Origin of the sequence: Pseudoalteromonas sp. P1-26 (assembly GCF_001401795.1) — a bacterium.
Classification (GTDB): Bacteria; Pseudomonadota; Gammaproteobacteria; order Enterobacterales; family Alteromonadaceae; genus Pseudoalteromonas.
Genome location: NZ_LKDX01000019.1, coordinates 40,606 through 65,806, shown reverse-complemented (window position 1 = coordinate 65,806; position 25,201 = coordinate 40,606). Strand labels below are relative to the sequence as shown.

The following is a 25,201-nucleotide window of genomic DNA, read 5'->3' as shown; positions in this document are numbered from 1 at the left end:
AGGCTTAGTTTATTTATACTTTACAAAAAGTTACAGCTCGCCGGGTGCAAAGTTATCAACGGCTATTGCTTGTTTACGTAGCTCATTGGCTTGATTCATGCGCTCTGCAACGGTTTCGTTAATCAAGTTTTTCTCTTTTGCTTCGGCAATTGCGCCCTCAAGTTCAAGATTTTTGGCAATAGTGCCTTCTTTTTGCCATTTACGAAGCTGCTTAAAGTCTTCATGAGTATCAATCATGGCTAAAAAGGCATTTTCCATTACACCAGTCCCTGCATTTTCATCGACATAACAAAGGTGGGTTAATCTATCTCTAAAGACTCCTGGTTTGCTCATGTGTTCACACATAGTTTGAGCTAATTCATCGCTTGGACGGTGGTAATGATTACCAAGTGGGAACACAATACGTTTTAGTAAAAAATTAACCACAGGATTAGAGAAGTTTTTAAAGAAGCCGTCGAATGCCTGACCAATGCAGAATAACGAGTGCTCAACAGCATATTGCACAAATGGCAGGTCAGCTTGCTGGCGTCCTTCATCTTCATAACGTTTCAGTACACATGAAGCAAGATATAAGTGGCTAAGCACATCACCTAAACGCGCCGAAATCATCTCTTTGCGTTTTAACTCACCACCTAATACTAGCATCGCAACATCAGTACAAAATGCTAAACCACGACTCATGCGGCTTAACTGTTTGTAGTAAACAGTAGTTGCGCCACATACAGGGGCTTTAGCGAAGTAACTGCGTGTTAAACCGTGCACAAATGCCATACCTGCATTACTGCCAGCAAATAAAATATGTTGCAGTAGTAATGAATCAAATTCTTTTAAGGCAACATCATGGTCTTCCATTGCTGCTGCTTCCATTTCTTTTAAAACAAACGGATGACAGCGAGTGGCACCTTGACCAAAGATCATCAAATTACGAGTAAGAATATTTGCACCTTCAACGGTAATCGATACCGGGATCCCCATATAGCCATGAGCTAGATAGTTATTCGGCCCGACTTGAATACCTTTACCCGAATGAATGTCCATAGCGTCATTCATTACTGTACGACCCATTTCAGTCATATGGTACTTAGCTATAGCGGTAACCACAGACGGACTCAATTTTAAGTCAATCGCCCCTGCGGTCATTAGCCTTGCTGATTCTAAGGTGTAAGTTAATCCACCAATACGTGCCAATGCCTCTTGGACACCCTCAAATTGGCCAATCGACACACCAAATTGTTGGCGAACTGTTGCATAGGCTGATGTCATTCTTGAAGCCAAGTGGCCAGTGGCTGTACTAAGTGCCGGTAACGAAATACCGCGGCCCGCACTTAAACATTCAACTAACATACGCCAGCCTCGACCAGCGCCCTTTTCACCACCGATGATCCAATCAAGCGGAATAAACACATCTTTACCGTATGTTGTGCCATTCATAAATGCCATGTTTAACGGATAATGACGCTCACCTGTTTGTACACCTTCGTGATCAGTTGGAATAAGCGCACACGTTATGCCAAGCTCTTTTTTATCTCCTAATAAGCCCTCAGGATCGTACATTTTAAATGCAAGACCCAGCACTGTGGCAATTGGCGCAAGGGTGATATAACGTTTTGACCAGTTAAGTTTTAAACCAATCACTTCTTCACCATTATGCATGCCCTTACAAACCACCCCTGTATCAGGAATACTGCCTGCATCAGACCCAGCCTCAGGACCCGTTAATGCAAAACAAGGCACATCATCACCCTTAGCCAGGCTTGGCAACCAACGCTCTTGTTGCTCGGTAGTACCATAATGAAGGAGTAATTCACCTGGACCTAAACTATTGGGCACCATTACGGTGACCGCAGCGGTTAAGCTCTTAGTGGCAATTTTCGATACGATGGTTGAATTTGCAATCGCCGAAAACTCGCGACCACCAAATTTTTCAGGAATGATTAACGCAAAAAATCCTTCTTTTTTTAGGTAGTCCCACACTTCTTTTGGTAGGTCTTTATCTTTTTGCACGATTTGATAATCATCAAGCATGGCTAACAAGGTTTCGACTTGCTCGCCCATAAATGCGCGTTCTTTTTCGCTGAGTTCAGGTTTAGGAAAACGATGCAGTTTTTGCCAATCAGGGTTACCACTGAATAGTTCACCATCCCACCAAACATCACCTGCTTCCATAGCTTCACGTTCTGTTTGCGATAACGGCGGCAAAACTTTTTTAAACATACTAAACGTAGGTCGTGTGACAAGATTGAGGCGAATGTCTTTCACCGCAAAAATTACAATCACAGCAACCAGTAACAGAATGATTACGGTCGTCATTGTGCAATCCTTTTATTTTAATTAACTGCTTCAAGTATGACTGATCGTGCCATAAATACAACGTAAGCAGCTCTTACTTAGGTTGTTTTCAACTAGGCAGTTTGTTGTTTACTAAGACACTGCTATTATGCATGGGCAATAAATAACAATAAACTTCTAGGGAACGTTATGAAAAAGACTCCATTTAAGCTCAGCATCAGCGCGCTTATGGTCGCAAGTGCACTAGCACTTACTGGCTGTAATGATGACACTGCGAGCAATAAAACAACGACTGCTGAAGTCAAAACAAGCCAAGTTACCGCACAAGATGCCGATAAATTTATCGCCGCTACTGAAAAAGAATTAAGCGCGCTTTATTTAGAAGCAAGCCGTGCTGAATGGATTTATGCCAACTTCATTACCCATGATACTGCGGAACTATCTGCTGAAGTAAATCGCAAGATGACCGAAGCCGTTGTTCGCCTTGCTAATGAAGCTGCAAAATTCGATAGTTTAGAGCTAGATTACGATGCGCGTCGTAAACTCGATAAACTTAAACTAGCGCTTACCTTACCTGCACCACAAGATGCTGAAAAAACAGCTAAGCTCTCACAATTAGTGGCTGAGCTAGGGGGTATTTATGGTAAAGGTAAATACTGTAAAGAAGATGGTAGCTGTTTAAGCCTTGGCGACATGACCGCAAAAATGGCAACGAGCCGTGATTACAATGAATTGCTTGATTTATGGCAAGGTTGGCGTCAAGTTTCAAAACCTATGCGCCCGCTTTATGAGCAACAAGTTGCCCTCACCAATGAAGGTGCAAAAGAGCTAGGTTATGCAGATACAGGTGCTATGTGGCGTAGTAAATACGACATGCCAGCCGATGATTTTGCAAAAGAACTCGACCGTATTTGGGGCCAAGTTAAACCGCTTTATGATTCATTACATTGTCATGTTCGTGCCAAGCTAGGTGAAAAATATGGCGAAGATAAAGTACCACAAGACCAGCCTATCCCTGCACACCTACTAGGAAATATGTGGGCACAAACGTGGGGTAACATTTACGATGTTGTTGCACCAGAAAATGCCGATCCTGGTTATGACGTAACAGAACTATTAGCTGAGCACGATTACGACGAACTTAAAATGGTACGTGGCGCTGAGAAGTTCTTCACCTCAATGGGTTTTGCGCCATTGCCAGATACCTTCTATGAGCGCTCACTATTCACTAAACCTCAAGATCGTGACGTACAGTGCCATGCGTCAGCTTGGAATATTGATAGCAAAGACGACCTACGTATTAAGATGTGTATTCAACGCACAGGTGAAGAATTCTCTGTTATTCACCATGAGTTAGGCCATAACTTCTATCAACGCGCGTACAACACGCAGCCTATTTATTATCAAGAAAGTGCGAACGATGGTTTCCACGAAGCGATTGGTGACACCATTGCTCTTTCTGTAACGCCAGGTTATTTAAAAGAAATTGGTTTATTAGACGAAGTACCTGATGAATCTAAAGATATTGGCCTATTAATGAAAATGGCATTAGACAAAGTAGCATTTATTCCATTTGGTTTATTAGTAGACCAATGGCGCTGGAAAGTTTTCTCGGGTGAAGTAACACCTGAGAACTACAACAAAGCGTGGTGGGAATTACGTGAAAAATACCAAGGTGTACAAGCGCCTATCGCACGTAGCGAAGCAGACTTCGATCCAGGTGCTAAGTATCATGTACCAGGCAACACGCCTTACACACGTTATTTCCTAGCGCACATTTTACAATTCGACTTCCACAGAAGTTTATGTGAAATTGCCGGTAACGAAGAAGCAATTCACCGTTGTTCTGTATACAACTCTGCTGAGGCAGGTGAAAAACTAAATGCTATGTTAGAAATGGGCTCAAGCCGCCCATGGCAAGAAGCTCTTGCTACTATCACTGGTAAAGAAGAAATGGATGCAACAGCAATCTTAGATTACTTTGCACCGTTACAAAAATACCTTGATGAGCAAAATGAAGGCCGCCAGTGCGGTTGGTAATGATAAAAACGAAAAAGCCCGCATAATGCGGGCTTTTTTATATCATCAAATTAATGATTAAAACTGTAAGCTTACGTTTGCAAAGTATGCATCGTAGTCTGAGTCATCCCAGTTGTTTGCATAACCTGCTTTTAAACCAATGTTTTTGTTAAAGAAGTGCTGTGCACCAAAGCTGTAGTCATCTTCTTTATTAAACGTTACAAATGCTGACGTTGCTTTAGAGAAGTAGTAGTTAGAACCTAGTTCCCAAGAGCTACCGCTATCGTCTGTATCTGAGATTGTACCTTCAATTGTTAGGTAGTTACCTTGTTGAAGATCCATGAAGTATTTTGCATTTACTGCACGGTAATCAAACTCATCGTCTGCTGTGAATGTGAAACCTAAGTAATCAGTGCTGTTAAGCTGGTGATTGTATTTAAGGTCGAACATTACAGTGTTATCACCGTCTTCTACGTCGATAAATGTCGCTTTAAGAAGAAGGTTAGGATTAAAGAAGTAACCTGCAGACACATTGAATAAATCAGTATCTGAACCGTAATCGTAGTTGCTGTAACCCGCACCAAATACAAAATCTTGTACGAAGTATTCACCACCGATGTTAGTTACATCACCAAAGTCATCATCTGCGTACGAACCAAACACGTTGGTTGTTCTGTTAATGTATTCAAACTGGTCGTATGGACCCATTGTTTTCTTTGGCGCGAAGTAATACGTTGAATCAACACTTACTGTGTCGTTGCCATCGGTGTCCATGTATCCTAAATGGCTGATTGATTGGTAACTATCCGCAGCAGTCGCGGCAGTTGACAGAAGCATACTCGAAATAATAACTGCTAACTTTTTCATAAACAGATTTCCCTATTAACATTGTTTCATTGCTGTTGAAAACTAGCCTGATGGCTAAGTTGGGCACATGCTAACGTGAGAAAACTGAATGGAAACTTAACTAAGCATTTGTTTTTACTTGATTAATTGTAATAAAGTGTCGGCAAATGTAAAGAAAAAGTTGGCCGAAACTTGCGTCTCTAAACCAACTTTTAGTGAAAAAATAAAGCTTGTCAGTACCTTATAAAGCAAACTCGCTTATAATTCTATAAACCTCATTAATGTTATCTCCTGCTTTAAAGTCTTTACTGATTGGCGTTGGATCTGAACCAACCCAAATTTTTAGTTCAGCATCAAGGTCAAAATGCCCAGCACTCTCTTTACTAAACTTAGTAATTTTTGAGTAAGCAATACTCAGCATTTCAACTTTAGAACCAGTAACGCCTTGTTTATCAATAATAATTAATCTTTTATTGGTAAAGATGAACATATCACGAATGACTTTATAGGCTTTTTGTACTGTTTCACCATCAATCAGGGTATTAGCAAGCAGCTCTTCTAAATCATCGTTATCGACTTCACTTGCGTTACCCATTAATCCGCTTAATAGACCCATAATTAGCTCTCCTTATGAAAAATTTGGTTTTCGAGTGTGTGACCATTCACCAGTTGACGATACTGCCAACCTTGTTGATAACAAAAGTGTAGAAGATTGATATCAAAAGGCTCAGCGGTTTTTTCAAACTCGATCACATATTCTTTTGCTTGGCTCATATAAACATGATGTACATGGGCAAGGCCAGCAAGCTTTGCTTCTACATCATCATATTGTTGATTTAACTGCAGCGTAATAAAGTGTTTATTATCCTGCGTGCTAGAACGGGCTTGATGCTCACTTAACACCCCTTTATCGAGGTGTAAAACCTGAGAGCATAAACGCTCAAGCTCAGTTAAGTCATGGGAGCTTAAAATAAATGTTGCTTCGTTACTTAAAGAACTTACCAGCTCCCTTACCTCACGAGCATGAATTGGATCAAGGCCTGCAGTTGCTTCATCAAGCATCACTATTTCAGGTGAACCAATTAATGCCTGTGCAATCGTCACTCGCTTACGCATACCATGAGAAAGGTCATCCGGTCGCTGCTTAGCCACTTCTGACAAACCAACGAGCTCTAAAACACGAGCCGTTTCTTTTTTACGAACCGCACCACTGAGCCCTTGTAATTGACCATAAAAGTTAAGTTGATGCGCAATACTAAAACGAGGATCAAGCTGGGCATCTTGCGGTAACGCGGTTAGCTTACCGAATAACGCCGCATTACCTGGGGTATGCCCCATTACCGATAGCTTTCCTGAGCTTGGTAAAATATAGCCACATAACAAACTGAATAACGTTGTTTTACCCGCACCATTTGGACCAACTAGCGCTACCGGTGCCCCTTTGTTTATCTCAAAGCTAACGTTATCGAGCGCTCGTTTAGCCCCGTAGTTTTTTGACAAGCCTTGTGCTTGAATTAAAACGGTCATAATGAGCTCCTCGCAAAAATTCGTTCACAAGCAACCAGTAGCACTGCCGTTTGTAAAAGTGGTAAACCTAGAGCCAATGTGACACCTGCACGCTGGCCTGCCATTAAATCAAGTTGATAGCCCGGAAATATGTAATTTAAAACCTCAAATGCAGGCCATTGCCATGTTAGTAAGCCAATCACAATATTACCGCCAGCAAAGAACAAAATAGCCAATACAAATGCAAGGCGCGATGAACGGGCAAATGTATTCAAAAAGCTCATCAACGCAATAAATGGCATAACCGCAACAAGCAAATAAAATAACAACATAAAGCTTCGCGATAAGCCAGAAAGCAGCAAACTTGGCTCACGATAGCCAAGCATTGCAACCGTTGCCATCAAGGTAACAAACAACAATGCTGCTAAAATGAGTAGCTGCCCTAAAAAGCGGCCAATAATAATTTCTGAACGAGTCGCTCTAAGTGATAAAAAGCGTAACGTACCTCGCTGTCTATCGCCCACTGTTTGGTCACTACATAAAAACAAACAAAAGCTTGGGAAACTAAATAAAGCAATCAGCCAATAAACAGCAAGTTCAGATTCAGGCCAATCAAGTAATTTACTGATGCCAATGGCGCCAAATGCTTGTCTTGCAAAGTCGGCAAAATCAGGTGAGCTAATCAAGGTCACAGATTGGGCAATGGGATAGCGTAAAATAAGTAGCCAACAAATGGCAAAAGCGGCAACCGCCAACAAACCACGTTTGGTCAGAAATAGTCGTACTAGCTCAAATTGGGCAATTTGTGCAAGACGTTTAGGATGTAACTGCGTCACTCATAATCCTTAATGAATTTTATTATTAGAATTACACTAAGTTGAAACAGCTTGAATTACCAGAAAAAAAAGACCCGACAAGCGGGTCTTATGTAACAAAGTATAAACTTTTAACCTAGAGGTGGCTTTCGTACACTGCAAGCGCTTGGTCAAGGTCGGCTAGTAAATCAGCCACATCTTCAAGACCAATGTGTAGCCTTATTACCGGACCTTGCGACCAACCTGTTTCAGAGCGAAGCCCTTTCATGCTCAGGTTTGCTGTGACTAAACTCTCATACCCCCCCCAAGAAAAGCCCATTTTAAAATGGTGCAAGCTATCTAAAAACGAATCAATCGCTTGTTGATTACCCTGCTTCATTACAAATGAAAATAAGCCGTTGCTGCCATCAAAGTCTCGTTTAAAGAACTCATGACCCGGGCACGTTGCAAAAGCCGGATGGCGAATATGATCAACCAATGGGTGTGTTTCAAGCCATTTAGCCACTTCGATGGCGGCTTGTTCATGCTGCTTTAAACGCACAGCCATAGTACGCAGACCACGAAGCGCTAAATAAGCATCATCAGCAGAGGTACATTGACCAAGTAGGTATGAATTTTCTCTAAGGGTTGGCCAATACTTTTTATTGGCAACCGCCACCCCCATCATCACATCTGAGTGACCAACGATATATTTTGTCGCTGCTTGAATACTAATATCTACGCCATGCTCAAGCGGTCTAAAATGCAGACCATTCCCCCAGGTGTTATCTAGCATGGTCATTACACCGCGCTCATTTGCCTTTGCAACCATGGCTGGCACATCTTGCACTTCCATGGTGATTGAGCCAGGTGATTCTAAAAACAATACGCGAGTGTTATCTTTAATAAGCTCACTAATCCCTGCACCAATTCCCGGCGGGTAATAAGTTGTTTCAATTCCTAATCCAGCCAGTATTTTGTCGCAAAAATCACGGGTCGGCTCGTAAGCGGTATCCACCATTAAAATATGATCGCCCGCTTTCACAAACGAGAGTAGCGCATTGCTTATTGCAGCCGCACCTGATGGATATAGCGCACAGCCTTCGCCACCTTCAAGTTCAGCAATGGCTTCTTGCAAAGCAAAGTGTGTCGTCGTACCGCGACGGCCATAAAATAACGTTTTATCGCCTCGTTTCTTCGCCGCTGCTTTTAAATCAGCCACTGAATCGAATACTACCGTTGATGCACGTTGCACCACAGGGTTCACAACCCCTTGTGTGTACGCATTTTTACGCCCTGCAGAGACGATTTGGGTATTTTTATTTGTCTTTGTCATAATTTGTCCAAGCTGTGCTTTACAGGTTGCGCCAGTGCTCAACCAAAAATCGAGAAATAGAATCTTGTCGGGTTAGTTTAAGATGACTGCCCTGCTCATGCCATTGGCCGAATTCATTAAGTTCAGCACGGCTAAACCATCTTGCATCGTCTAACTCGTCTTTATCTACCTGAATATCTTCTGAAACCGCTGTGGCCATAAAGCCAAACATAATTGATGATGGAAATGGCCAAGGCTGTGAAGCGATATATTGAATATCTGTCACCGCAACACCGGCTTCTTCCATAACTTCGCGGGCAACGGCCTGCTCTAGTGTTTCACCTGGGTCTACAAAACCAGCAAGAGTTGAAAAAACACCTTCAGGCCAGCTTGCTTGACGGCCTAACAAGCAGCGCTCAACCCCATCTGAAAAGGTTTTAGTAACTATCATAATCACCGCAGGATCGGTTCGCGGAAAGGTTTGATGCTGGCAAGTTTGGTTCTCACATAATCGTGAATGCCCAGCTTCAACCATATTATTTTCATGACCACAACGGCCACAAAACCGGTGCGTTGCGTGCCAAAAACACAAGCCCCTTGCCAGTGCGGCAATCGAACCTTGTTTTAACTCAACTTGTGGGCCTAACTTGCGAATATCTACAAATTCAGCGCCATTAAGCATAGGCTCAATAAGTGAGTCTGGAACATGGCTGACGTCTAAAGCAAAATGAGCCACACCATCGTCGTCTAAACCCAATAAAATGCTTTTTGATAAGTCGAGATGATCCACTTGAGATAAGCGTAAATAAGACACTTCAGGACTGTCTTTAACAAATAAACTTTGATTGTTATTGACCAATAACCAGCGACTCTGAGAATTCATTTGAGCCTTTAACCACTTTGGATCTTTACGACGATTTGATGCACGATCCAATGGCATTTGAGAGTAATTCAGCATGGCATTCCTTGAAAATAGTTTACTCGCTAAAACTACCATAAGCGGATGATAAACCCAATTTATTACAGGCATAAAAAAAGCCCAAACTGGGCTTTTTTATTCTCTCTCACAATTTTACAAGGTCGCTAGGTGCGCTTGTAGTTTTTGGTTCTCAGCTTCAATATGCTGATAGAACTCTAAATCTTCTAATTGACTCGCTGCAGCTTTATCAATGATGATCACCGCATCTTTATGAAGTTGCAGTGCTGAAGCTGGGCATTTAGCCATTAACGGGCCTTCTACCATGGCATGAACGGCATCAGCTTTACTTTCACCGGTTGCTAAAAGCACTACTTTTTTGGCTTCTAAAATAGTGCCAATACCCATAGTGATTGATAAATGCGGTTGATACTCACCCTCAGCAAAAAATCGCGCATTGTCTTCAATTGTCGCTTTGGTCAGTGTTTTAACACGGGTGCGTGATGTCAAACCAGATGAAGGTTCGTTAAAGCCAATATGACCATTACGGCCAATACCAAGTAGTTGTACGTCAACACCACCAGCCGCTGTGATTTTTTGCTCATATTCATTACAAGCAACAAGCGGGTTTACCGCATCACCCGGCGGTACATGGGTGTTTTGTTTATCGATATCAACATGGTTAAATAGCTGTTCATTCATAAAGTAACGATAACTTTGTGGATGCTCGCCAGTTAAACCTAAGTATTCATCTAAGTTAAATGTTGTCGCTTGGCTAAACGAAATATCGCCAGCTTTATTTTTTTCGATCAGTTGTTGATACAAAGCAACAGGTGTTGACCCTGTGGCAAGACCAAGTACTGAGGCTGGTTTTTTTAGTAATTGTTTCGCAAAGATGTTGGCACCATACGCTGCAACTTGGGCTGCATCATCAAGAATCACTATTTGCATATCGATTAGCTCTAATTATAAGTTGGAAAAAAATGGGACCTAAAACCCAACCCCACGTGCAATCGAGCTGGGTTTTAGATCAAACCACTGCCAGGATACGATGCAGTAGCTATAACCATTATGACAACGCTGTCATTATCACTTCTAGTTTTATCTTTGTAAAGTAAAAGTGAATAAAAAATTACTCTTTTTGTTAGTGTCTAATAATTATTAAACACTAACAAAGATCTTACGGCGATACATCCAATGCAATACCAGCATTTGTACTGCTAATAATGCAAATACCGCCATCAGGGGTTGCCATGCCTCTGGCACAGCTCGAACCACCCCACCAAATACGCTTTGGCTGACATAGCCCCAATTCACAAGACTTGACGCTAAGTAAATAATAATAGAGTTTGCACCTATGATCACAAAGAGATACGCGGCGCGTTGCCCTGGCAGAATATCCACCAGTGCATAAAAAACGGCGAGCAATATGGCACTCCAGCCAACGGTTACAAGCACAAATGAGCTAGTCCAAAGCTCTTTATTTACTGGGAACTGTAAATCCCATAACCAACCTAAACACACACTTACCACACCTGCGGCGAACAATAAGGCGGTCATTTTCCACTCGCCAATTTGCTGAGCACGAGCCACTAGTTGACCTGCAAACACACCCATTAATGCATTAACTATCGCTGGGATATTCGACAATACACCTTCTGGGTCTACCACACGGTTTTGATAACTAATCCCCGGTAGTAAGTGTGCATCAAACCATGCATTCCAACTTCCTGCTGCTGAAAGGTCGCCAGCACTGCCACCCGGCACTGGAACAAAACAAAGTAGTAGCCAATAACCCACTAAAATAGCTGCTGCGGTAATAATTTGTGTTCGTAAACTGGTATGCCAAACCAACATTGCACAGAAGAACCACGCAATAGCGATGCGGCCAAGCACACTGGCATAACGAATTTCATCCAACGCCATTGGCATCCCTGTGCCCCAGCCGTGGTTATACAAAATACCTAATAAACACAATAGTAAAAGACGTTTACCCGCCTTGCGGTAATACACTTTGCGCTCATCAAAGGGTAAATGGTCAATGCGTTTCGGGGCTAACCCCATCGCCACACCCGATAAGAATATAAACAATGGGAAAATCAGATCGTAAAATGTGAAGCCATGCCAAACGCTGTGCACGGTGTGTGCTTCAAAAACTTTCCAGCCAGTCCAGCCAGTTAAAACGAAGAGCGCTGCGAATAGTGACTGTCCGCCTAATATCCAAAACATATCCATGCCGCGCAGTGCATCCAGCGATGCCAAACGTTTTCTTGTTGGTTGTGTTGTTGTCATTGTATTACCTTAAATAGAAAAAGCCCCGCGATACAACGGCGGGGTTTTTACCAGGGAAGCTTGTTATAGCGCTTTTCCAGCAATAAAGGTGGCTTGTACATTTTGCTGTGCGTCTAACACCACAAAGTCAGCGTCAAACCCGTTCAGTAAGCGACCTTTTTTATGTAAACCTAAATATTGTGCAGGATAAAGTGATGCCATACGTAAGCTCTCAGCAAGGCTAACATCCAATGTGTTCACTGTGTTGCGCACCGCACTTGCCATATCAAGTACGCTGCCTGCTAATTCACCGGTCGTTGAATTTAATCTATCGCCAGTACGAATAACTTTACGACCATCAAAGAAATCAAACTCCATATCGTCAGTCCCTACAGGTGGCATAGCATCTGTGACTAACATAATTTTTCCGCGCTGTTTGCTACGAATTGCTAATTTTGCTGATGATGGGTGTACATGGTGACCATCAACAATTAAGCCGCACCAGCTGTTATCATCCCAAAGTGCAGCACCTACAACACCCGGCTCTCGTGATGTAAATGCTGACATAGCATTAAATAAGTGGGTAAAACCATCAGCCCCTGCCGCAAGTGCTGCATTGGTGGTCGCAAAGTCTGCACTGGTGTGGCCAATTGATACTTTTACACCACACTCAACCAAGCGCGCGATATCATCAGCACTGACATTCTCAGGTGCTAGGGTTACCATTTTAATGCCTAGATCTTGGCGGGCATAAATCGCAAATTCTTGCTCTGTAATAGGGCGAATAAATTGCTCGCTGTGGGTGCCTTTTTTCCCTAATGAAAGGTGCGGCCCTTCAAAGTGCACACCCATTACGCCAGGAACACCTTCAGCAATTGCTTGTGCAGTGGCATCGGCCGCTTTTGCCATGACTTCGACTTTGTCGGTTATCAGCGTGGGCATAATCGCTGTTGAACCAAACTGACCATGAGCTTTGGCTATTCTATCTAAGCAATCTGGGGTTTGTTCAGCGTTAAAAAACGCTCCGCCACCGCCATTCACTTGCACATCAATCAAACCGGGTGCCACTAAACCTGTTAATGCAACGGCATTAGCATCTGCTTCAACACGCTTAAACACACCATTGTCGACGCTAAAATATACGTCAGATAAAAATTCGTCACCGGTAAACAATGAACTTGCATGATAAATCGTCATTACAAACTTACCTCTTGGTTTTGTTCAAGCACAGATTGCTGAGCAAAATACACAGCGCCCATTTCCGGTGGTTGAATAGGAGATTCAACGCGTTTCGCAATATCCTCTGCAAGCCACTTATTTAATGGCTCAGCTAAGCCACCAATCATAGATAAACGTGGTGGGTTATTCTCTAATAAACGCTGAGCTAATTTACTAACGTAATCAGCACCCTCTTTAACAATCGAAACCGCAACTTTGTCATTGTTATTGGCTGCTTCAAATACATAGCGGGCTAATTTGGCAAAACTACTCGAAGGCTGACCAGACATTTTCTCAACAATCGCCATCGCATTGTCAGCTGCAAAATGCTCGGTGATCACTTTAGTCAGATTTGTTACTTCACCTAGGCCATCAAGGTCTAACAAGGTTGCTTTTATTGCTTCAAGCCCCATCCAGGCACCACTGCCTTTATCGCCTAGAGCAAAGCCATGACCGCCAAAGTTAGTTGTGCGACCATTTACACAAGAAAAACCACAAGAGCCAGTGCCTGTGATGATAACCGCACCATCACTCCCTTCATGGGCGCCGATACAGGCTGTATGTAAGTCAGTGGTGAGGAACATTTGTTTAAATGGATGCTCCCATTCCATAATCTTGTCGTACAAGCTTGGTAGGTTTACGCCTGCTAAACCTAAGCCGGCATAAAGCTGATGAACGGTTTCAAGCGGTAAACCCGCATCACGAAGTGCTAATTGTGTTGAGACCATAATTGATTCGAGAGTACGTTCCAAACCATGTAATGGATTTGCAGGACCACCTAGGCCAGTTCCTAATACACCTTGTTTAACAGAGTAGATAGTTGCTCGACATTTCGTTCCGCCACCATCGATACCAATAAACAATTGGTCCTCATTCACACTCTTCGCCATCATTTAACGACCCCTAGCCTTCGTTTAGTTTTTGTCTAAATCGCATTATTTTTCTTATCAGAATGCGAAATCATCTCAACCTTTGTTGATTTAATGTTACACAACAAATGACAGCGTTGTCATTATATTTTTTATAAAAATTCGTATAACTTTCATATTTATTTTTAATTTATTGAATTAAAACGCTTTATTTAACAGACAAGAAAATTAGAAACCACATCAACAATGTCCTATAACACCTTTATTTATGCTTCTTTGCATAATTTAGTGCGTTGTGCGTGACTATTCCTTTATTTATCATCAAGTGTAGCTAATGTTAGCTTAGCCGAAATAATACTTTAGTTAAACATTTTATTTTTATAGGAATATTTTTTTACTTTGATAGTAGCAGTGAATCATCAATACAATGAAATTCAGCAGCAGCTTGCTTTAAAATATCAGCGGTAAGGTGCTCTGCCCCATAGACATCACACGGTAGCAGATACTTATTCGCTAAGTGACCAAGTAATAAGGCAAAATCACCATCACCCGAAAGCAATACCATTTTATCGAGCTGCTTGGCATGCTCTAGCATATCAATGGTAATGCCAACATCCCAATCCCCTTTCGCACTGCCATCTTTGCGCTGAATAAAAGGTTTCAGTTTCACCTCAAAGCCAATTGCGCGCAGAATATTTTGAAACTGCGATTGCTTTTCATCGCCACGATATATTGCATACGCAATGGCACAATCAATTTGGTAGCGCTCGCTCATTTGCGCCCAAAAGGCATTGTAGTCAAAGTTTTTCTTGTAGCTTTCTCTACAGGTGTAATAAATGTTTTGTACATCTACAAAAATACCGACTCTTGGCTTATCAACTACTGACATAATTTTTCTGTTCTTAGTGATTTGTGTTCACTGTAGCATATCTAGGTTGATATTTACGAAAAAGTAACCTAAATTGGTTACATAAAACAAAGTAACCAAATTTGGTTACTTATCGCGATGTAACTAAATTAAGTTACTTAATCTAAGGGATCATAATGATTGCGGTGATCAGCGGTGATTTAATTAAATCACAAAAAATTCCACAACAAGAATACGACGCTATGCTTTATCAGCTTGATCAAAGCTTGCGCTTTGTTGCTAAACGCTTTAATGCAAGCTTTACCATTTACCGTGGCGATGCATTGCAAATACAGCTAACAGAGCCTGAGCTTGTATGTCATGCAGCCATCTTGTTGTATTTGCAAATGAAAGCAGCCAATTACGAGCTGCGACAAAGCTTGGCTATTGGCTCACTAGACAACCCCCGCGCCGATATTAAAACAGCCACAGGCAGTGCTTATACCTTATCTGGCCGTGGTTTAGATAACATCGGCCAGCAACGCTTAGTGTTAAATATTGAAAATAACGCCCTTGAAGAAGGCTTTGCGCTTAATATTGCGCTTGTTGAAGTCCTGCTTGAAAAAATGAGTCAAAAGCAGGCTAATGCCCTGTTTTATTATTTAACCGCCGAGAACAATAGCCATGCTGAGCTTGCCAAAGAGCTTAATACTAGCCGAGAGAATGTCACTAAGTTACTCAACCTAGCACATTATCAACTTATCGAGCGCTTTATAAATTACAGCCAAACCACACTCAAAGGATTGTTATGACCAGTTTTGCTCTATTACTCACCGCATTAGTATTGGGCCACTTACTTGCAGACTTTTATTGGCAGCCAATGAGCTGGGTACACGACAGAAACAACCGTCACTTTCGTGCCAGTAAACTCTATTTGCACGTATTAACACACGGCGTGACCTCTTTAGCTGTGCTCACACTGTGGGAATACACATACGGCTGGCAAGAGTTCTCTCGTGTACTGATAGCAGCTGGTGCGATTATGCTAAGCCACTATGTCATTGACTTGGCAAAGTCATATTCAAATAAAGGCGTAGTGCCGTTTTTACTCGACCAGTTGGCGCATCTTGTTGTGATTGTAATGCTAAGCGTTTGGCTTAGTGATAAGAATGAATTTTATAGCTTAGCGTGGCAAAAGCTGATTGCCCTCGATACCTTGTTTGTTATTGCAGCTTATTTATTAGTGCTTAACCCAAGCTCTGTGTTTATTCGCATGATGCTGGAGAAAATCAATACTCAGATAAACAATGAGGGCAGTATTCCTGCTGCGGGGCATTTTATCGGCTTGCTCGAGCGAGTGTTAATGTTGAGCTTTATCTTGCTAGGTGAATACGGCGGCGTGGGCTTTCTGCTAGCGGCCAAGTCTATCTTCCGATTTGGTGATTTAAAAGAAAGTAGCGAAAAACAACTCACTGAATATGTCATGCTGGGCACTTTGTTAAGTGTCACCGTAACACTCTTTATTGGTGTCGCCACCTTATATTGCATTAAACTCGTTTAATCGCTTAGAAAAACAAAAACGCGCAATTGCGCGTTTTTTGTTTTTACTGTTATTAACTATCCGCAGCGGGTTTACGTCTTGGGCGAGATGGTCCCGATACACGCTGACGATTACCCGCAGGTTTATTACCTGCTGGTTTATTGTTATTCGATTTATTCCCGTTGTTAGCGCCTTTTTGGTTTTGGCCCTGCTCTTTACCCTTACCCTGCCACTTACCTTGTGAAGGACGCTTTTGCGATTTAGGTTTTGGCTTTTGTGCAGGTTTTGCTGCACCTTGACCATCTTGAGCTGGTGCTTTTGGCTTTTTCGGTTTCTTTGGCTTTTTCGGCTTGATTGGACGCGTATCTAGCGGCTTTTCAGCAACTGGTTTGCTTGGCTCAAAACCTGCTTCTGTTGCACGCGGAATAAGCTCACCAATAAAGCGCTCAATACCATACAAATCGTCGGCATCATCTACTGTTACAAACGAAATAGCATGACCCGATGCACCCGCTCGGCCTGTACGGCCAATACGGTGTACGTAATCTTCATAAATATTCGGTAAATCGTAGTTAACAACGTGAGGCAGCTCAACAATATCTAGGCCACGGGCAACAATATCGGTTGCAACTAATACGCGCACTTCACCGGATTTAAAACCTTCGAGTGCCTTAACGCGAGCGCCTTGCGATTTATTACCGTGAATGGCAGCACCCACAATATCATCGCGTTCAAGCTGCTTAACTAAACGGTTTGCACCATGCTTGGTACGGCAAAATACTAATACTTGTTGCCAATTATTGGTACGGATCAAATGGCTAAGTAATGCTGTTTTACGTGATTTATCTACCGCATATACAGATTGAGCAACCGTTTTAGCTGTGGTGTTTTTTGCCGCGACTGAAATTTCAACGGGGTCGTTAATGAGCCCTTTTGCTAGTTCACGAATTTCATCTGAGAAAGTCGCTGAGAACATCAAGTTTTGACGTTTAGCAGGCAATTTAGCAATGATACGTTTGATGTCATGTATAAAGCCCATATCAAGCATACGGTCGGCTTCATCAAGGATCAGCACTTCTAAATCATCAAACTTAACAGCATTTTGATTGTGTAGGTCTAATAAACGGCCAGGTGTGGCAACTAAAATATCAACACCTTTACGAAGGCGCATCATTTGCGGATTAATTTTAACGCCGCCATAAACAACAAATGAGCTAACATTTGAATGTTTAGCGTATTGCTCAACATTTTCGCTTACTTGTAAAGCCAGCTCACGGGTTGGTGCCAATACTAATGCGCGTACTTTGTTGCCACCCGCTTTAGGGCCTTTTGACAAACGCTCAATTAACGGCAGCGTAAAACCTGCTGTTTTACCTGTGCCAGTTTGCGCTGCGGCCATAACATCGCGGCCTTCAATGATCGCAGGGATAGCTTGTGATTGAATAGGCGTTGGTGCTTCATAGCCCTTTTCTAAAACTGCATTTACTAAAGCTGGTGATAAACCTAACCCATCAAAACTCATACTATCTCTCTTTAAAAAATTCAGCCGATACGGCGAAGTGCGCGCATTATACCTAGGATAGTCAATAATGCATGGAATTATTTGCAAACTAACACTTAATGCTGAACTTAGCAGACAAATTTAAGACATAAAAAAAGCGGCTCAAATGCCGCTTTATTCTTATAACCTATCTTTACTTAACACCAAGTTCGCGTAAACGCTCTTGTAAGTAGCTGTCTGCTGTGTAACGCTCAGAAAGCACAACATCAGGACGCGGGTGTAAGAATAATGGTAACGAAATACGTGATTTCGTTGACGCTTTACCCGTTGGGTTGATCACGCGGTGAATCGTTGATGGGAAGTAACCACCTGACGCTTCTTGTAGCATGTCACCAATATTGATGATCAGGTTACCAAAATCACATGGTACGTCTAACCAACCGCCATCTGTTTTTTGTACTTGTAAACCTGGCTCATTCGCCGCAGGTAACACAGTTAATAAGTTGATGTCACCATGCGCTGCCGCACGGATTGCACCTGGCTCTTCATCACCTGTCATTGGTGGGTAGTGAAGAATACGCAGGAGTGTTTGCTCAGAGTTAGCAATCATATCTTTAAGGTCGATAGAGAACTTAGCACGCACCTCTTCTGGAGCTTCAGCTTGAACCCAGCTTAATAATGTTGCTGCAAACTCATTCGCTAAACGGTAGTACTCACGGATTTCTTCTTCTAGCTGTGCTGGAACACGGCCTTTTGGATAAACGTGGTAATACTCTTTAATATCTTTAACGGTAAAGCCTTTTGCAACTTCTGACACTGATGGTGGGAAGTAACCATCTTGTGTTTCTTTTGAAAATAAAAACTCGTGCTTTTGCTCAGAATTAAAGAATTCTTGCCAATTTTTGTAAATAGACTCAACTAATGACTGAGGGATTGGGTGATTTTTTAATACACCGAAACCTGTGTTTCTTAGTGACTCAACAAATTGAGCGGCCGCATCGCTCGCTTTATAATCAACGGTAGGTAAATGTTGCATTTGTCTTTTCCAGTGAATAAGGTTCTAGAAGTCTGTGCTAAGCATAGCATTTCTTCATTATAGCGCTTCGCGAGGATAGAGAAACACAGGCAAAAACATAAGGACTTATGTCCGCCCCACCTTGCTTAGCTCCTTAACTTTGATACAGATCAACTAACCCCTTAAGTAGTATAATATGTACTATTACCTAAACTTTGATATGGTTAATTAGACACATTTCAACGCAAAAGGATCGCTAATGTTCAAAAATCTGCAAATCTTACTTTTCAGTGCGCTGATACTTGTAACCAATCAGGCCATCTGTGCAGAACAAGCAAACTATAAAGTCGAAAATATTAAAGACAACGTATATCGCTTTAGTGCTGGCCATTATCACAGCGCTTTTATGATTGTTGATAACCAGGCCTTAGTGACTGATCCTATTAATAGCGATGCCGCAAAATACTTAAAAAGCTATATCAAGAAAACCTTTAACGCCGAAATCAAATTTATGCTGTACAGCCATAGCCATGTTGACCATGCGATGGGCGGTAATGAGCTAATCGATAACAACACCACGGTCGTTGCTCATCAATTTGCAGCTGAGGACCTTAAATTAAATAAAGTGCCTACTGCCCTGCCTGATCTTACATTTACCGATACACTAAAAGTCGATTTAGGTGATAGTTACGTGCAGCTGAAATATTATGGGCCTAATAATGGCCGAGGCAATGTCAGTATGCGCTTTATGCCTGCCAACGTACTTTATGTTGTTGATTGGATTGTGCTTGGCCGCATGCCATATAAAAACCTGATTGGTTACGATATTAACGGCATGCTGCATTCAACCAAAGCGGTGCTAAATGAACCTGCGTTTGCTGCATTTATAGGTGGCCATGCAGATACTGGCAACCGCGATGATGTTGTCTCGTACTTACACTATATTCAAGACTTACACACTGCCGTGCGCGATGGCATGTTAAAAGGTAAAAACCTTGCGACCTTACAAAAAGAAATAAGCTTGCCTAAATACAGCCATTTAAAAATGTACCAGCAATGGCTACCACTGAATATTGAGGGTGTGTATAACAACCTTGTCGAGATGGGTTATTTTAATTTTCGCAGCGACATTGATGCTCAGTTTTAACTGAGCATCAATAGCGAGATAAAAACGCGTTAAGTTCTTCACTCATACGTGCAACAAGCGATTTTGGGCCACCATCATACATATCGTTATGGCGCGAATCTTTAAGCTTAATTTGCGTCACTGGGTATACAGCGAGCTCTTGCGGCGTTAGCAATACGTTGTCATCTGCTGGGTAATCGCTACCGCGTAGTGTCAGTACAGCAATATTTTTGTTCCTTGGGGTCAGCATACGGCGATGATCAAGGGTGATCAGCTTAGACACCTTAGCGGGATAAATAGCGGCATATAATGCTGCAATATCTCCCCCATTTGAGTGCCCAAATAAAGTGAGCTGATTAAAGTCATACGCAGGGTAACGCTTTGCAAGTTCTACGGCTAAAAACTCAAGGGTTTGCACACCACGGTGCCAGTTTTCCATACGGGTAGTCATGTATGGTGGCTCAGGGTTTAAACTCGGATCACCTTTTAACTCATGAGCAACTTCAACCGTTAAATAACCATGCTGATGAAAGGCCTGCTGAGCAAATTGATAGTCTGTATGTGCCATACCATAGCCTGCCCCAATAAACGCCACGGGGCATTTCTTCTTTATCGTGCATTTGCTATCGGCTGCTGTAATGGTCACCGGAATATGGCGTGCCCGCTCAGTATCAAACAGTGTCTCTGTTTGATTTGCAAAGGCTGTTTGCCCGCAAAGCGTTAAAGCGAGCAATAGCGCCGCCTTTTTAATATTTAACATGCTAATTTGAATTCTAAGCTACGTTTAACCATAGGCCACTCACCATCAATAATTGAAAACACCACGGTGTCGCGTACGCATCCATCAGCCATTATTTGGTGATTACGAAGCACCCCATCTTGTTTCGCCCCTAAGCGAGCAATAGCATTGCGCGAAGCCTGATTATGCCAATGGGTACGAAACTCAACAGCAATCACATTAAGTGTTTCAAATGCATAACTCAGCAGCAGTTTTTTACAATCAGTATTAACCCCAGTACGCTGAAAACGCTTGGCATACCATGTATAGCCAATTTCTAAACGGCGGTTTTTACTGTCGATATTACAAAAGCGAGTTGAGCCTATCACCTCATCGGTGTGTTTATCGATGACAGCAAATGGTAATGCGCGACCAAGTGACTGTTGTTCAAACGCCATACTTAAATAATCGTCAACACGTTCTTCATTAGGCACCGAGGTAAACCAAAGCTCCCAAAGCTTTCCATCTGAAGCGGCGCTAACTAGAGCATCACGGTGCTCAAGCGTTAACGGCACTAATTTAACAAATTGACCTTCTAAGGTGATGGGACTTAAATCCATAACTTTTCTTAACCTTAAGTAGCAATAATATTTAATCCACCAGCTCTATATCGAGCCCTGCTAATAAATCCAAAGCGGCATAACGTTCAAATTTGGCCTTACTGATATTGTTAGCTGTTATATCAATGGCGAAGTGGCTGGCACCAATAAAGTTAGCCTTACTGAGGTTGGTTTGTTGGAACAAGCTGTCACGAAAGTCCGTATCAGTAAAATCAGCTGAAGATAAATCTGCATGTCTAAAATCAACATCTTTGGCAAAACAGCTACGCATTTTTAAAGCTTTTAAACTAAGTTCAAAAAAGCTGCTGTGGCTAAGTTCACAGCCAACAAAACTCACTGGAGCACGGCTGGCGAGTAACGGCCAATCAACATCAGTAAAACGAACACTGGTTAATTTACACTGTTTAAAGCTTACTTTTTCAAGCGAGGTGTACCTAAGCCCAAGGGCAGCTAAATTACAGTTTTTAAACTCACACTCTATGAACCGACAGTTTTCAAACTGACTATTGCTAAAGTCACAGTCGATAAATTCACATTGCTCAAATTCGCAATGCGAAAATGTTTGCCCTGCAAGGTTTACTTCAAAGGTGTGTTCAAAATAAAGCGAATGGCTTGCGATCACGCGGTGGTCTCAATATCTTGTTTAAGCGCAAGTACTGCAATAAAAATAAGGCCAAACAATGGAATTAGCGCTAAAAAGCCACTAATAGCGGCCACCACGATTGGTGTTGAAGTTTTGCGCTTACCTAAGTAATAGCTGATAGCGGCAAACAGTGGGACCATAACAAGTACAAAATAACCTAGAAAAGTTGCACTGATATTCATTCTCTCTCCTTGAAGAACATACTAAATATTCATTTAAGCACAAAAAAACCCTAAGGCATACACCTTAGGGTTATTATTCATTAAGTCTTATAATTCAGGTTATTATGAATTATTCAGCGTCTTTCGCTACAACATCAATTGCAAGCTCAGTTAATGCATCTGCATTTGCTTTGCTTGGTGCATCTGTTAATAAACATGATGCTTGAGTTGTTTTAGGGAAAGCAATAACGTCACGAATGTTATCAGTACCGCATAACAACATAACTAAGCGGTCAAGACCAAACGCAAGACCTGCATGCGGTGGCGTACCGTATTTAAGTGCATCAAGTAAGAAACCAAACTTGTCTTGTTGCTCTTGCGCTTCGATACCTAAAATTCTGAATGCTGTTTCTTGCATTTCTGCATTGTGAATACGTACCGAACCACCACCAACTTCGTAGCCGTTTAATACCATGTCGTATGCATCTGATAGTGCACCAGCTGGGTTTGCTTCAAGCTCTTCAGGAGAAATACCTTTCGGTGCAGTGAATGGGTGGTGAACCGCATGCAATGTACCTTCGTCGTCTTCTTCGAACATAGGGAAGTCAACAACCCATAATGGTTTCCAGCTATCTAGATCAGTAATGCCTAAATCAACACCAATCTTAAGACGTAGCGCACCCATTGCTTCGTTTACAACGTTGCGCTTGTCAGCACCAAATAAAATGATGTCGCCAGTTTGTGCGTTAGTACGCTCAAGTAACTGGTTGATCACCTCTTCGTTTAAGAACTTAGCGATTGGTGATTGTACACCTTCAACGCCCGCAGCACGGTCGTTCACTTTCATCCATGCTAGGCCTTTCGCGCCATAGATACCAATGAACTTAGTGTAATCGTCGATTTGTTTACGAGAAAGCTCAGCACCGCCTGGTACAGTTAATACAGCAACACGGCCTTTTTCGTCATTAGCAGGACCAGAGAATACTTTAAACTCAACGTCTTTTACTAAATCAGCAACATCAACAAGCTGCATTGGGTTACGAAGGTCTGGTTTATCAGAACCATATAAACGCATTGCTTCGCTGTATGGCATTACTGGGAAGTCGCCTAAGTCAACGTCTAATAATGATTGCCACATCTCACGGATCATTTTCTCAGTCATTGCACGCACTTCATCAGAGCTCATGAATGACGTCTCTAAATCGATTTGTGTGAATTCTGGCTGACGGTCAGCACGTAAATCTTCGTCACGGAAACATTTAACAATTTGATAGTAACGGTCAAAGCCCGACATCATTAATAATTGTTTAAATAACTGTGGTGACTGAGGTAAAGCGTAGAAGCTCCCCTTGTGAACACGGCTAGGTACTAAGTAGTCACGCGCACCTTCTGGCGTTGCTTTTGTTAGTACCGGTGTTTCGATATCTAAGAAACCGTTGTCATCTAAGAAACGACGCACAAAGCTGCTCGCTTTTGCACGAAGTTTGATACGGTCGCTCATTTCAAGACGACGTAAATCTAGGTAACGGTATTTTAAGCGGCGCTCTTCAGAGTTTTGCTGATTAAAATCAAGTGGTAATGGCTCTGAACGGTTGATGATGGTTAAGCTTGTGCCTAAAATTTCAACTTCACCTGTTGCCATGTCTTTATTTACTTGGCTATCAGGGCGTGCGCGAACAACACCTTTTAACTGCACACAAAACTCTTGACGTAGTTTATTCGCAGTATCCATTAATCCTTCTACTTCAGGATCAAAAACAACTTGTACTAAACCTTCTCTGTCACGTAAATCGACGAAGATAAGGCCACCAAGGTCACGGCGTTTGTTGATCCAACCACATAGTTCAACTTCTTGATCTACGTGAGATTTGTTTAGCTGTCCGCAATATATAGAGCGCATAGTATTCCTGTCAGTTAAAGACTTATAGCCGCCTGCTCTTAAGAGTTCGCTATTTTGAGAGCAAAAGCCACTATACAAAGTAATCATTTAAGGCAGAGCATTATACCCAAACCATCGCAAAATGCGAGTGCCAGCAGTGCCTGTCGGGGGCTAAATATATACCCCGACTTCTGAGCAAACATTTCTTTTGATACACTAGCTAAAGTTTAAATTTATTGGTTGGTTTAATGCTGTATTTAGGTTGTCCGCAGTGGTCTAGCACCGCATGGAAAGGAAATTTACTCTCTAGTCACTGTAAAAGCGCCGACATGCTCAGTGAATATGCGCAATGCTTTAACTCAGTCGAGGGCAACACCAGTTTTTATGCTGATCCAAGTCATGAGTCATTATTGCGCTGGCATGATGCGGTACCCGAAGACTTTAAATTTACTTTTAAGTTTCATCGGCGTTTTAGTCACGAATTACAACTGACGAATATAACTAGTGAGCTTAATGCGTGGCTAAACTTATTTGAGCCAATTTTTGCTAAAACGGGGCAAATAATGTTGCAGCTACCCCGTGCCTTTGGACCAGATGCACTGCCACTGCTTGCTAATTTTATTGCACAACTACCCAAACAACTTAGTTACGGTATAGAAGTACGTCACCCCGGTTTCTTTCAAAAAGATGATGCAGAAATTCGTTTAAATCAGCTATTAATTGAAAATAATATAGACCGTATCAGTATGGATACCCGCGCTTTATTTGCTGTACCCGCCGATACCGATGCACTCATTGATGCGCAAAAGAAAAAACCTTATTTACCTGTGCATGCCATTGCAACAGGAAATCAGCCTATGCTGCGCTTTGTGATTGCCAGTCTTGAACATGAATACAAGTCGTATTACCAGCCATGGCTGAAAAAAGTAAAGCAATGGCTTGATGAAGGAAAATCACCCTATTTGTTTTTTCATACCGCAGATAATCGCCAGTCACCACTTTTAGCAAGACAGTTTTGCCAAGATTTAGGTTACAATCACCCCGTGCTCGCACCTTTTATGGGTGAACGCGAAGCAAGCCAAAGCAGTTTATTTTAGCGCCCGATTTA

The 25,201-nt window shown here is 42.2% G+C and carries 24 protein-coding genes; 5 read left to right on the top strand and 19 right to left on the bottom strand.

Annotated features, from left to right (window positions below; genetic code table 11):
* Window positions 1-30 precede the first annotated feature (30 nt).
* The gene (locus tag AN394_RS11110; RefSeq protein WP_055021540.1) at window positions 31-2,310 is read right to left on the bottom strand and encodes an acyl-CoA dehydrogenase; all 2,280 of its coding nucleotides are present in this window, start codon (window positions 2,308-2,310) and stop codon (window positions 31-33) included.
* Window positions 2,311-2,478: 168 nt separating this feature from the next.
* Between AN394_RS11110 and AN394_RS11105 the strand changes: the two genes are divergently transcribed.
* Complete coding sequence (locus AN394_RS11105; RefSeq protein ID WP_054561748.1) at window positions 2,479-4,329, top strand: M2 family metallopeptidase; 1,851 nt, start codon at window positions 2,479-2,481, stop codon at window positions 4,327-4,329.
* Window positions 4,330-4,386: 57 nt separating this feature from the next.
* Here the strand turns inward: AN394_RS11105 and AN394_RS11100 are convergent, their stop codons facing one another.
* The 11 genes from AN394_RS11100 to AN394_RS11050 all read right to left on the bottom strand — a co-directional run bounded on the left by AN394_RS11100 (window position 4,387) and on the right by AN394_RS11050 (window position 14,932).
* Entirely contained in the window at window positions 4,387-5,175 is a 789-nt protein-coding gene (locus AN394_RS11100; RefSeq protein ID WP_054561749.1) for a putative porin, read from the bottom strand.
* 220 nt (window positions 5,176-5,395) lie between these two features.
* Window positions 5,396-5,770 (bottom strand): PH domain-containing protein, encoded by a 375-nt coding sequence (locus AN394_RS11095; RefSeq protein WP_054561750.1) that lies wholly within the window; start codon window positions 5,768-5,770, stop codon window positions 5,396-5,398.
* Between the two features lie 2 nt (window positions 5,771-5,772).
* Window positions 5,773-6,681 carry an ABC transporter ATP-binding protein gene (locus tag AN394_RS11090; RefSeq protein WP_055021539.1) on the bottom strand — a complete coding sequence of 303 codons (909 nt, stop codon included), beginning with the start codon at window positions 6,679-6,681 and terminating at the stop codon, window positions 5,773-5,775.
* Window positions 6,678-7,496 carry an ABC transporter permease gene (locus AN394_RS11085; RefSeq protein WP_055021538.1) on the bottom strand — a complete coding sequence of 273 codons (819 nt, stop codon included), beginning with the start codon at window positions 7,494-7,496 and terminating at the stop codon, window positions 6,678-6,680. The genes AN394_RS11090 and AN394_RS11085 overlap by 4 nt, the downstream gene beginning before the upstream one ends.
* A gap of 115 nt (window positions 7,497-7,611) precedes the next feature.
* On the bottom strand, window positions 7,612-8,790 hold the full coding sequence (locus AN394_RS11080; protein ID WP_055021537.1) for a cystathionine beta-lyase: 1,179 nt from the start codon (window positions 8,788-8,790) through the stop codon (window positions 7,612-7,614).
* Between the two features lie 19 nt (window positions 8,791-8,809).
* Entirely contained in the window at window positions 8,810-9,727 is a 918-nt protein-coding gene (nudC, locus tag AN394_RS11075) for an NAD(+) diphosphatase (RefSeq protein ID WP_055021536.1), read from the bottom strand.
* 114 nt (window positions 9,728-9,841) lie between these two features.
* Window positions 9,842-10,636: a glucosamine-6-phosphate deaminase gene (gene nagB / locus AN394_RS11070; protein ID WP_055021535.1), complete on the bottom strand. Its 795-nt coding sequence runs from the start codon at window positions 10,634-10,636 to the stop codon at window positions 9,842-9,844.
* A 210-nt stretch (window positions 10,637-10,846) separates the two neighbouring features.
* Window positions 10,847-11,977, bottom strand: coding sequence for a transmembrane glucosamine N-acetyltransferase NagX (gene nagX / locus AN394_RS11065; RefSeq protein ID WP_055021534.1), 1,131 nt, complete (start codon window positions 11,975-11,977; stop codon window positions 10,847-10,849).
* Window positions 11,978-12,040: 63 nt separating this feature from the next.
* Entirely contained in the window at window positions 12,041-13,153 is a 1,113-nt protein-coding gene (gene nagA, locus AN394_RS11060; RefSeq protein ID WP_055021533.1) for an N-acetylglucosamine-6-phosphate deacetylase, read from the bottom strand.
* Entirely contained in the window at window positions 13,153-14,067 is a 915-nt protein-coding gene (nagK, locus tag AN394_RS11055; RefSeq protein WP_054561758.1) for an N-acetylglucosamine kinase, read from the bottom strand. Before nagK ends, nagA begins: the two co-directional genes overlap by 1 nt.
* A gap of 370 nt (window positions 14,068-14,437) precedes the next feature.
* Window positions 14,438-14,932 carry an NYN domain-containing protein gene (locus tag AN394_RS11050; protein WP_055021532.1) on the bottom strand — a complete coding sequence of 165 codons (495 nt, stop codon included), beginning with the start codon at window positions 14,930-14,932 and terminating at the stop codon, window positions 14,438-14,440.
* 155 nt (window positions 14,933-15,087) lie between these two features.
* Between AN394_RS11050 and AN394_RS11045 the strand changes: the two genes are divergently transcribed.
* On the top strand, window positions 15,088-15,702 hold the full coding sequence (locus AN394_RS11045; RefSeq protein WP_055021531.1) for a hypothetical protein: 615 nt from the start codon (window positions 15,088-15,090) through the stop codon (window positions 15,700-15,702).
* Window positions 15,699-16,451, top strand: coding sequence for a DUF3307 domain-containing protein (locus AN394_RS11040; RefSeq protein ID WP_055021530.1), 753 nt, complete (start codon window positions 15,699-15,701; stop codon window positions 16,449-16,451). The genes AN394_RS11045 and AN394_RS11040 overlap by 4 nt, the downstream gene beginning before the upstream one ends.
* 52 nt (window positions 16,452-16,503) lie before the next feature.
* Here the strand turns inward: AN394_RS11040 and AN394_RS11035 are convergent, their stop codons facing one another.
* Window positions 16,504-17,952 (bottom strand): DEAD/DEAH box helicase, encoded by a 1,449-nt coding sequence (locus AN394_RS11035; RefSeq protein ID WP_055021529.1) that lies wholly within the window; start codon window positions 17,950-17,952, stop codon window positions 16,504-16,506.
* 172 nt (window positions 17,953-18,124) lie between these two features.
* Window positions 18,125-18,967, bottom strand: a complete 843-nt coding sequence (locus tag AN394_RS11030) for an isopenicillin N synthase family oxygenase (RefSeq protein WP_054551580.1) — start codon at window positions 18,965-18,967, stop codon at window positions 18,125-18,127.
* A 238-nt stretch (window positions 18,968-19,205) separates the two neighbouring features.
* On the opposite strand from AN394_RS11030, the gene AN394_RS11025 reads away from it, so the two are divergent.
* Window positions 19,206-20,093 carry an MBL fold metallo-hydrolase gene (locus AN394_RS11025; protein ID WP_235575465.1) on the top strand — a complete coding sequence of 296 codons (888 nt, stop codon included), beginning with the start codon at window positions 19,206-19,208 and terminating at the stop codon, window positions 20,091-20,093.
* A 7-nt stretch (window positions 20,094-20,100) separates the two neighbouring features.
* Here the strand turns inward: AN394_RS11025 and AN394_RS11020 are convergent, their stop codons facing one another.
* From AN394_RS11020 to aspS, 5 genes are all read right to left on the bottom strand, one after another.
* On the bottom strand, window positions 20,101-20,832 hold the full coding sequence (locus AN394_RS11020) for an alpha/beta hydrolase (RefSeq protein ID WP_054561763.1): 732 nt from the start codon (window positions 20,830-20,832) through the stop codon (window positions 20,101-20,103).
* On the bottom strand, window positions 20,826-21,410 hold the full coding sequence (locus AN394_RS11015; RefSeq protein ID WP_054561764.1) for a GNAT family N-acetyltransferase: 585 nt from the start codon (window positions 21,408-21,410) through the stop codon (window positions 20,826-20,828). The genes AN394_RS11020 and AN394_RS11015 overlap by 7 nt, the downstream gene beginning before the upstream one ends.
* 31 nt (window positions 21,411-21,441) lie before the next feature.
* Window positions 21,442-22,032 (bottom strand): pentapeptide repeat-containing protein, encoded by a 591-nt coding sequence (locus tag AN394_RS11010; protein ID WP_235576260.1) that lies wholly within the window; start codon window positions 22,030-22,032, stop codon window positions 21,442-21,444.
* Window positions 22,029-22,235, bottom strand: a complete 207-nt coding sequence (locus tag AN394_RS11005) for a hypothetical protein (RefSeq protein WP_055021528.1) — start codon at window positions 22,233-22,235, stop codon at window positions 22,029-22,031. Before AN394_RS11005 ends, AN394_RS11010 begins: the two co-directional genes overlap by 4 nt.
* Window positions 22,236-22,344: 109 nt before the next feature.
* Window positions 22,345-24,114, bottom strand: a complete 1,770-nt coding sequence (aspS, locus tag AN394_RS11000) for an aspartate--tRNA ligase (RefSeq protein ID WP_055021527.1) — start codon at window positions 24,112-24,114, stop codon at window positions 22,345-22,347.
* A 227-nt stretch (window positions 24,115-24,341) separates the two neighbouring features.
* On the opposite strand from aspS, the gene AN394_RS10995 reads away from it, so the two are divergent.
* Window positions 24,342-25,190, top strand: coding sequence for a DUF72 domain-containing protein (locus AN394_RS10995; protein ID WP_054561767.1), 849 nt, complete (start codon window positions 24,342-24,344; stop codon window positions 25,188-25,190).
* The last annotated feature ends 11 nt before the right edge of the window (window positions 25,191-25,201 follow it).

What these genes read in the sequence shown, in the direction of transcription:
- AN394_RS11045 (WP_055021531.1), top strand. Translation starts at nt 15,088, where the DNA reads ATGATTGCGGTGATCAGCGGTGATTTAATTAAATCACAAAAAATTCCA.
- AN394_RS11105 (WP_054561748.1), top strand. Translation starts at nt 2,479, where the DNA reads ATGAAAAAGACTCCATTTAAGCTCAGCATCAGCGCGCTTATGGTCGCA.
- AN394_RS10995 (WP_054561767.1), top strand. Translation starts at nt 24,342, where the DNA reads ATGCTGTATTTAGGTTGTCCGCAGTGGTCTAGCACCGCATGGAAAGGA.
- AN394_RS11005 (WP_055021528.1), bottom strand. Translation starts at nt 22,235, where the DNA reads ATGAATATCAGTGCAACTTTTCTAGGTTATTTTGTACTTGTTATGGTC.
- aspS (WP_055021527.1), bottom strand. Translation starts at nt 24,114, where the DNA reads ATGCGCTCTATATATTGCGGACAGCTAAACAAATCTCACGTAGATCAA.
- nudC (WP_055021536.1), bottom strand. Translation starts at nt 9,727, where the DNA reads ATGCTGAATTACTCTCAAATGCCATTGGATCGTGCATCAAATCGTCGT.
- nagK (WP_054561758.1), bottom strand. Translation starts at nt 14,067, where the DNA reads ATGATGGCGAAGAGTGTGAATGAGGACCAATTGTTTATTGGTATCGAT.
- AN394_RS11020 (WP_054561763.1), bottom strand. Translation starts at nt 20,832, where the DNA reads ATGTTAAATATTAAAAAGGCGGCGCTATTGCTCGCTTTAACGCTTTGC.
- AN394_RS11080 (WP_055021537.1), bottom strand. Translation starts at nt 8,790, where the DNA reads ATGACAAAGACAAATAAAAATACCCAAATCGTCTCTGCAGGGCGTAAA.
- AN394_RS11025 (WP_235575465.1), top strand. Translation starts at nt 19,206, where the DNA reads ATGTTCAAAAATCTGCAAATCTTACTTTTCAGTGCGCTGATACTTGTA.
- AN394_RS11050 (WP_055021532.1), bottom strand. Translation starts at nt 14,932, where the DNA reads ATGTCAGTAGTTGATAAGCCAAGAGTCGGTATTTTTGTAGATGTACAA.
- AN394_RS11110 (WP_055021540.1), bottom strand. Translation starts at nt 2,310, where the DNA reads ATGACGACCGTAATCATTCTGTTACTGGTTGCTGTGATTGTAATTTTT.
- AN394_RS11090 (WP_055021539.1), bottom strand. Translation starts at nt 6,681, where the DNA reads ATGACCGTTTTAATTCAAGCACAAGGCTTGTCAAAAAACTACGGGGCT.
- AN394_RS11095 (WP_054561750.1), bottom strand. Translation starts at nt 5,770, where the DNA reads ATGGGTCTATTAAGCGGATTAATGGGTAACGCAAGTGAAGTCGATAAC.
- AN394_RS11100 (WP_054561749.1), bottom strand. Translation starts at nt 5,175, where the DNA reads ATGAAAAAGTTAGCAGTTATTATTTCGAGTATGCTTCTGTCAACTGCC.
- AN394_RS11035 (WP_055021529.1), bottom strand. Translation starts at nt 17,952, where the DNA reads ATGAGTTTTGATGGGTTAGGTTTATCACCAGCTTTAGTAAATGCAGTT.
- AN394_RS11015 (WP_054561764.1), bottom strand. Translation starts at nt 21,410, where the DNA reads ATGGATTTAAGTCCCATCACCTTAGAAGGTCAATTTGTTAAATTAGTG.
- nagB (WP_055021535.1), bottom strand. Translation starts at nt 10,636, where the DNA reads ATGCAAATAGTGATTCTTGATGATGCAGCCCAAGTTGCAGCGTATGGT.
- AN394_RS11030 (WP_054551580.1), bottom strand. Translation starts at nt 18,967, where the DNA reads ATGCAACATTTACCTACCGTTGATTATAAAGCGAGCGATGCGGCCGCT.
- nagA (WP_055021533.1), bottom strand. Translation starts at nt 13,153, where the DNA reads ATGACGATTTATCATGCAAGTTCATTGTTTACCGGTGACGAATTTTTA.
- AN394_RS11040 (WP_055021530.1), top strand. Translation starts at nt 15,699, where the DNA reads ATGACCAGTTTTGCTCTATTACTCACCGCATTAGTATTGGGCCACTTA.
- nagX (WP_055021534.1), bottom strand. Translation starts at nt 11,977, where the DNA reads ATGACAACAACACAACCAACAAGAAAACGTTTGGCATCGCTGGATGCA.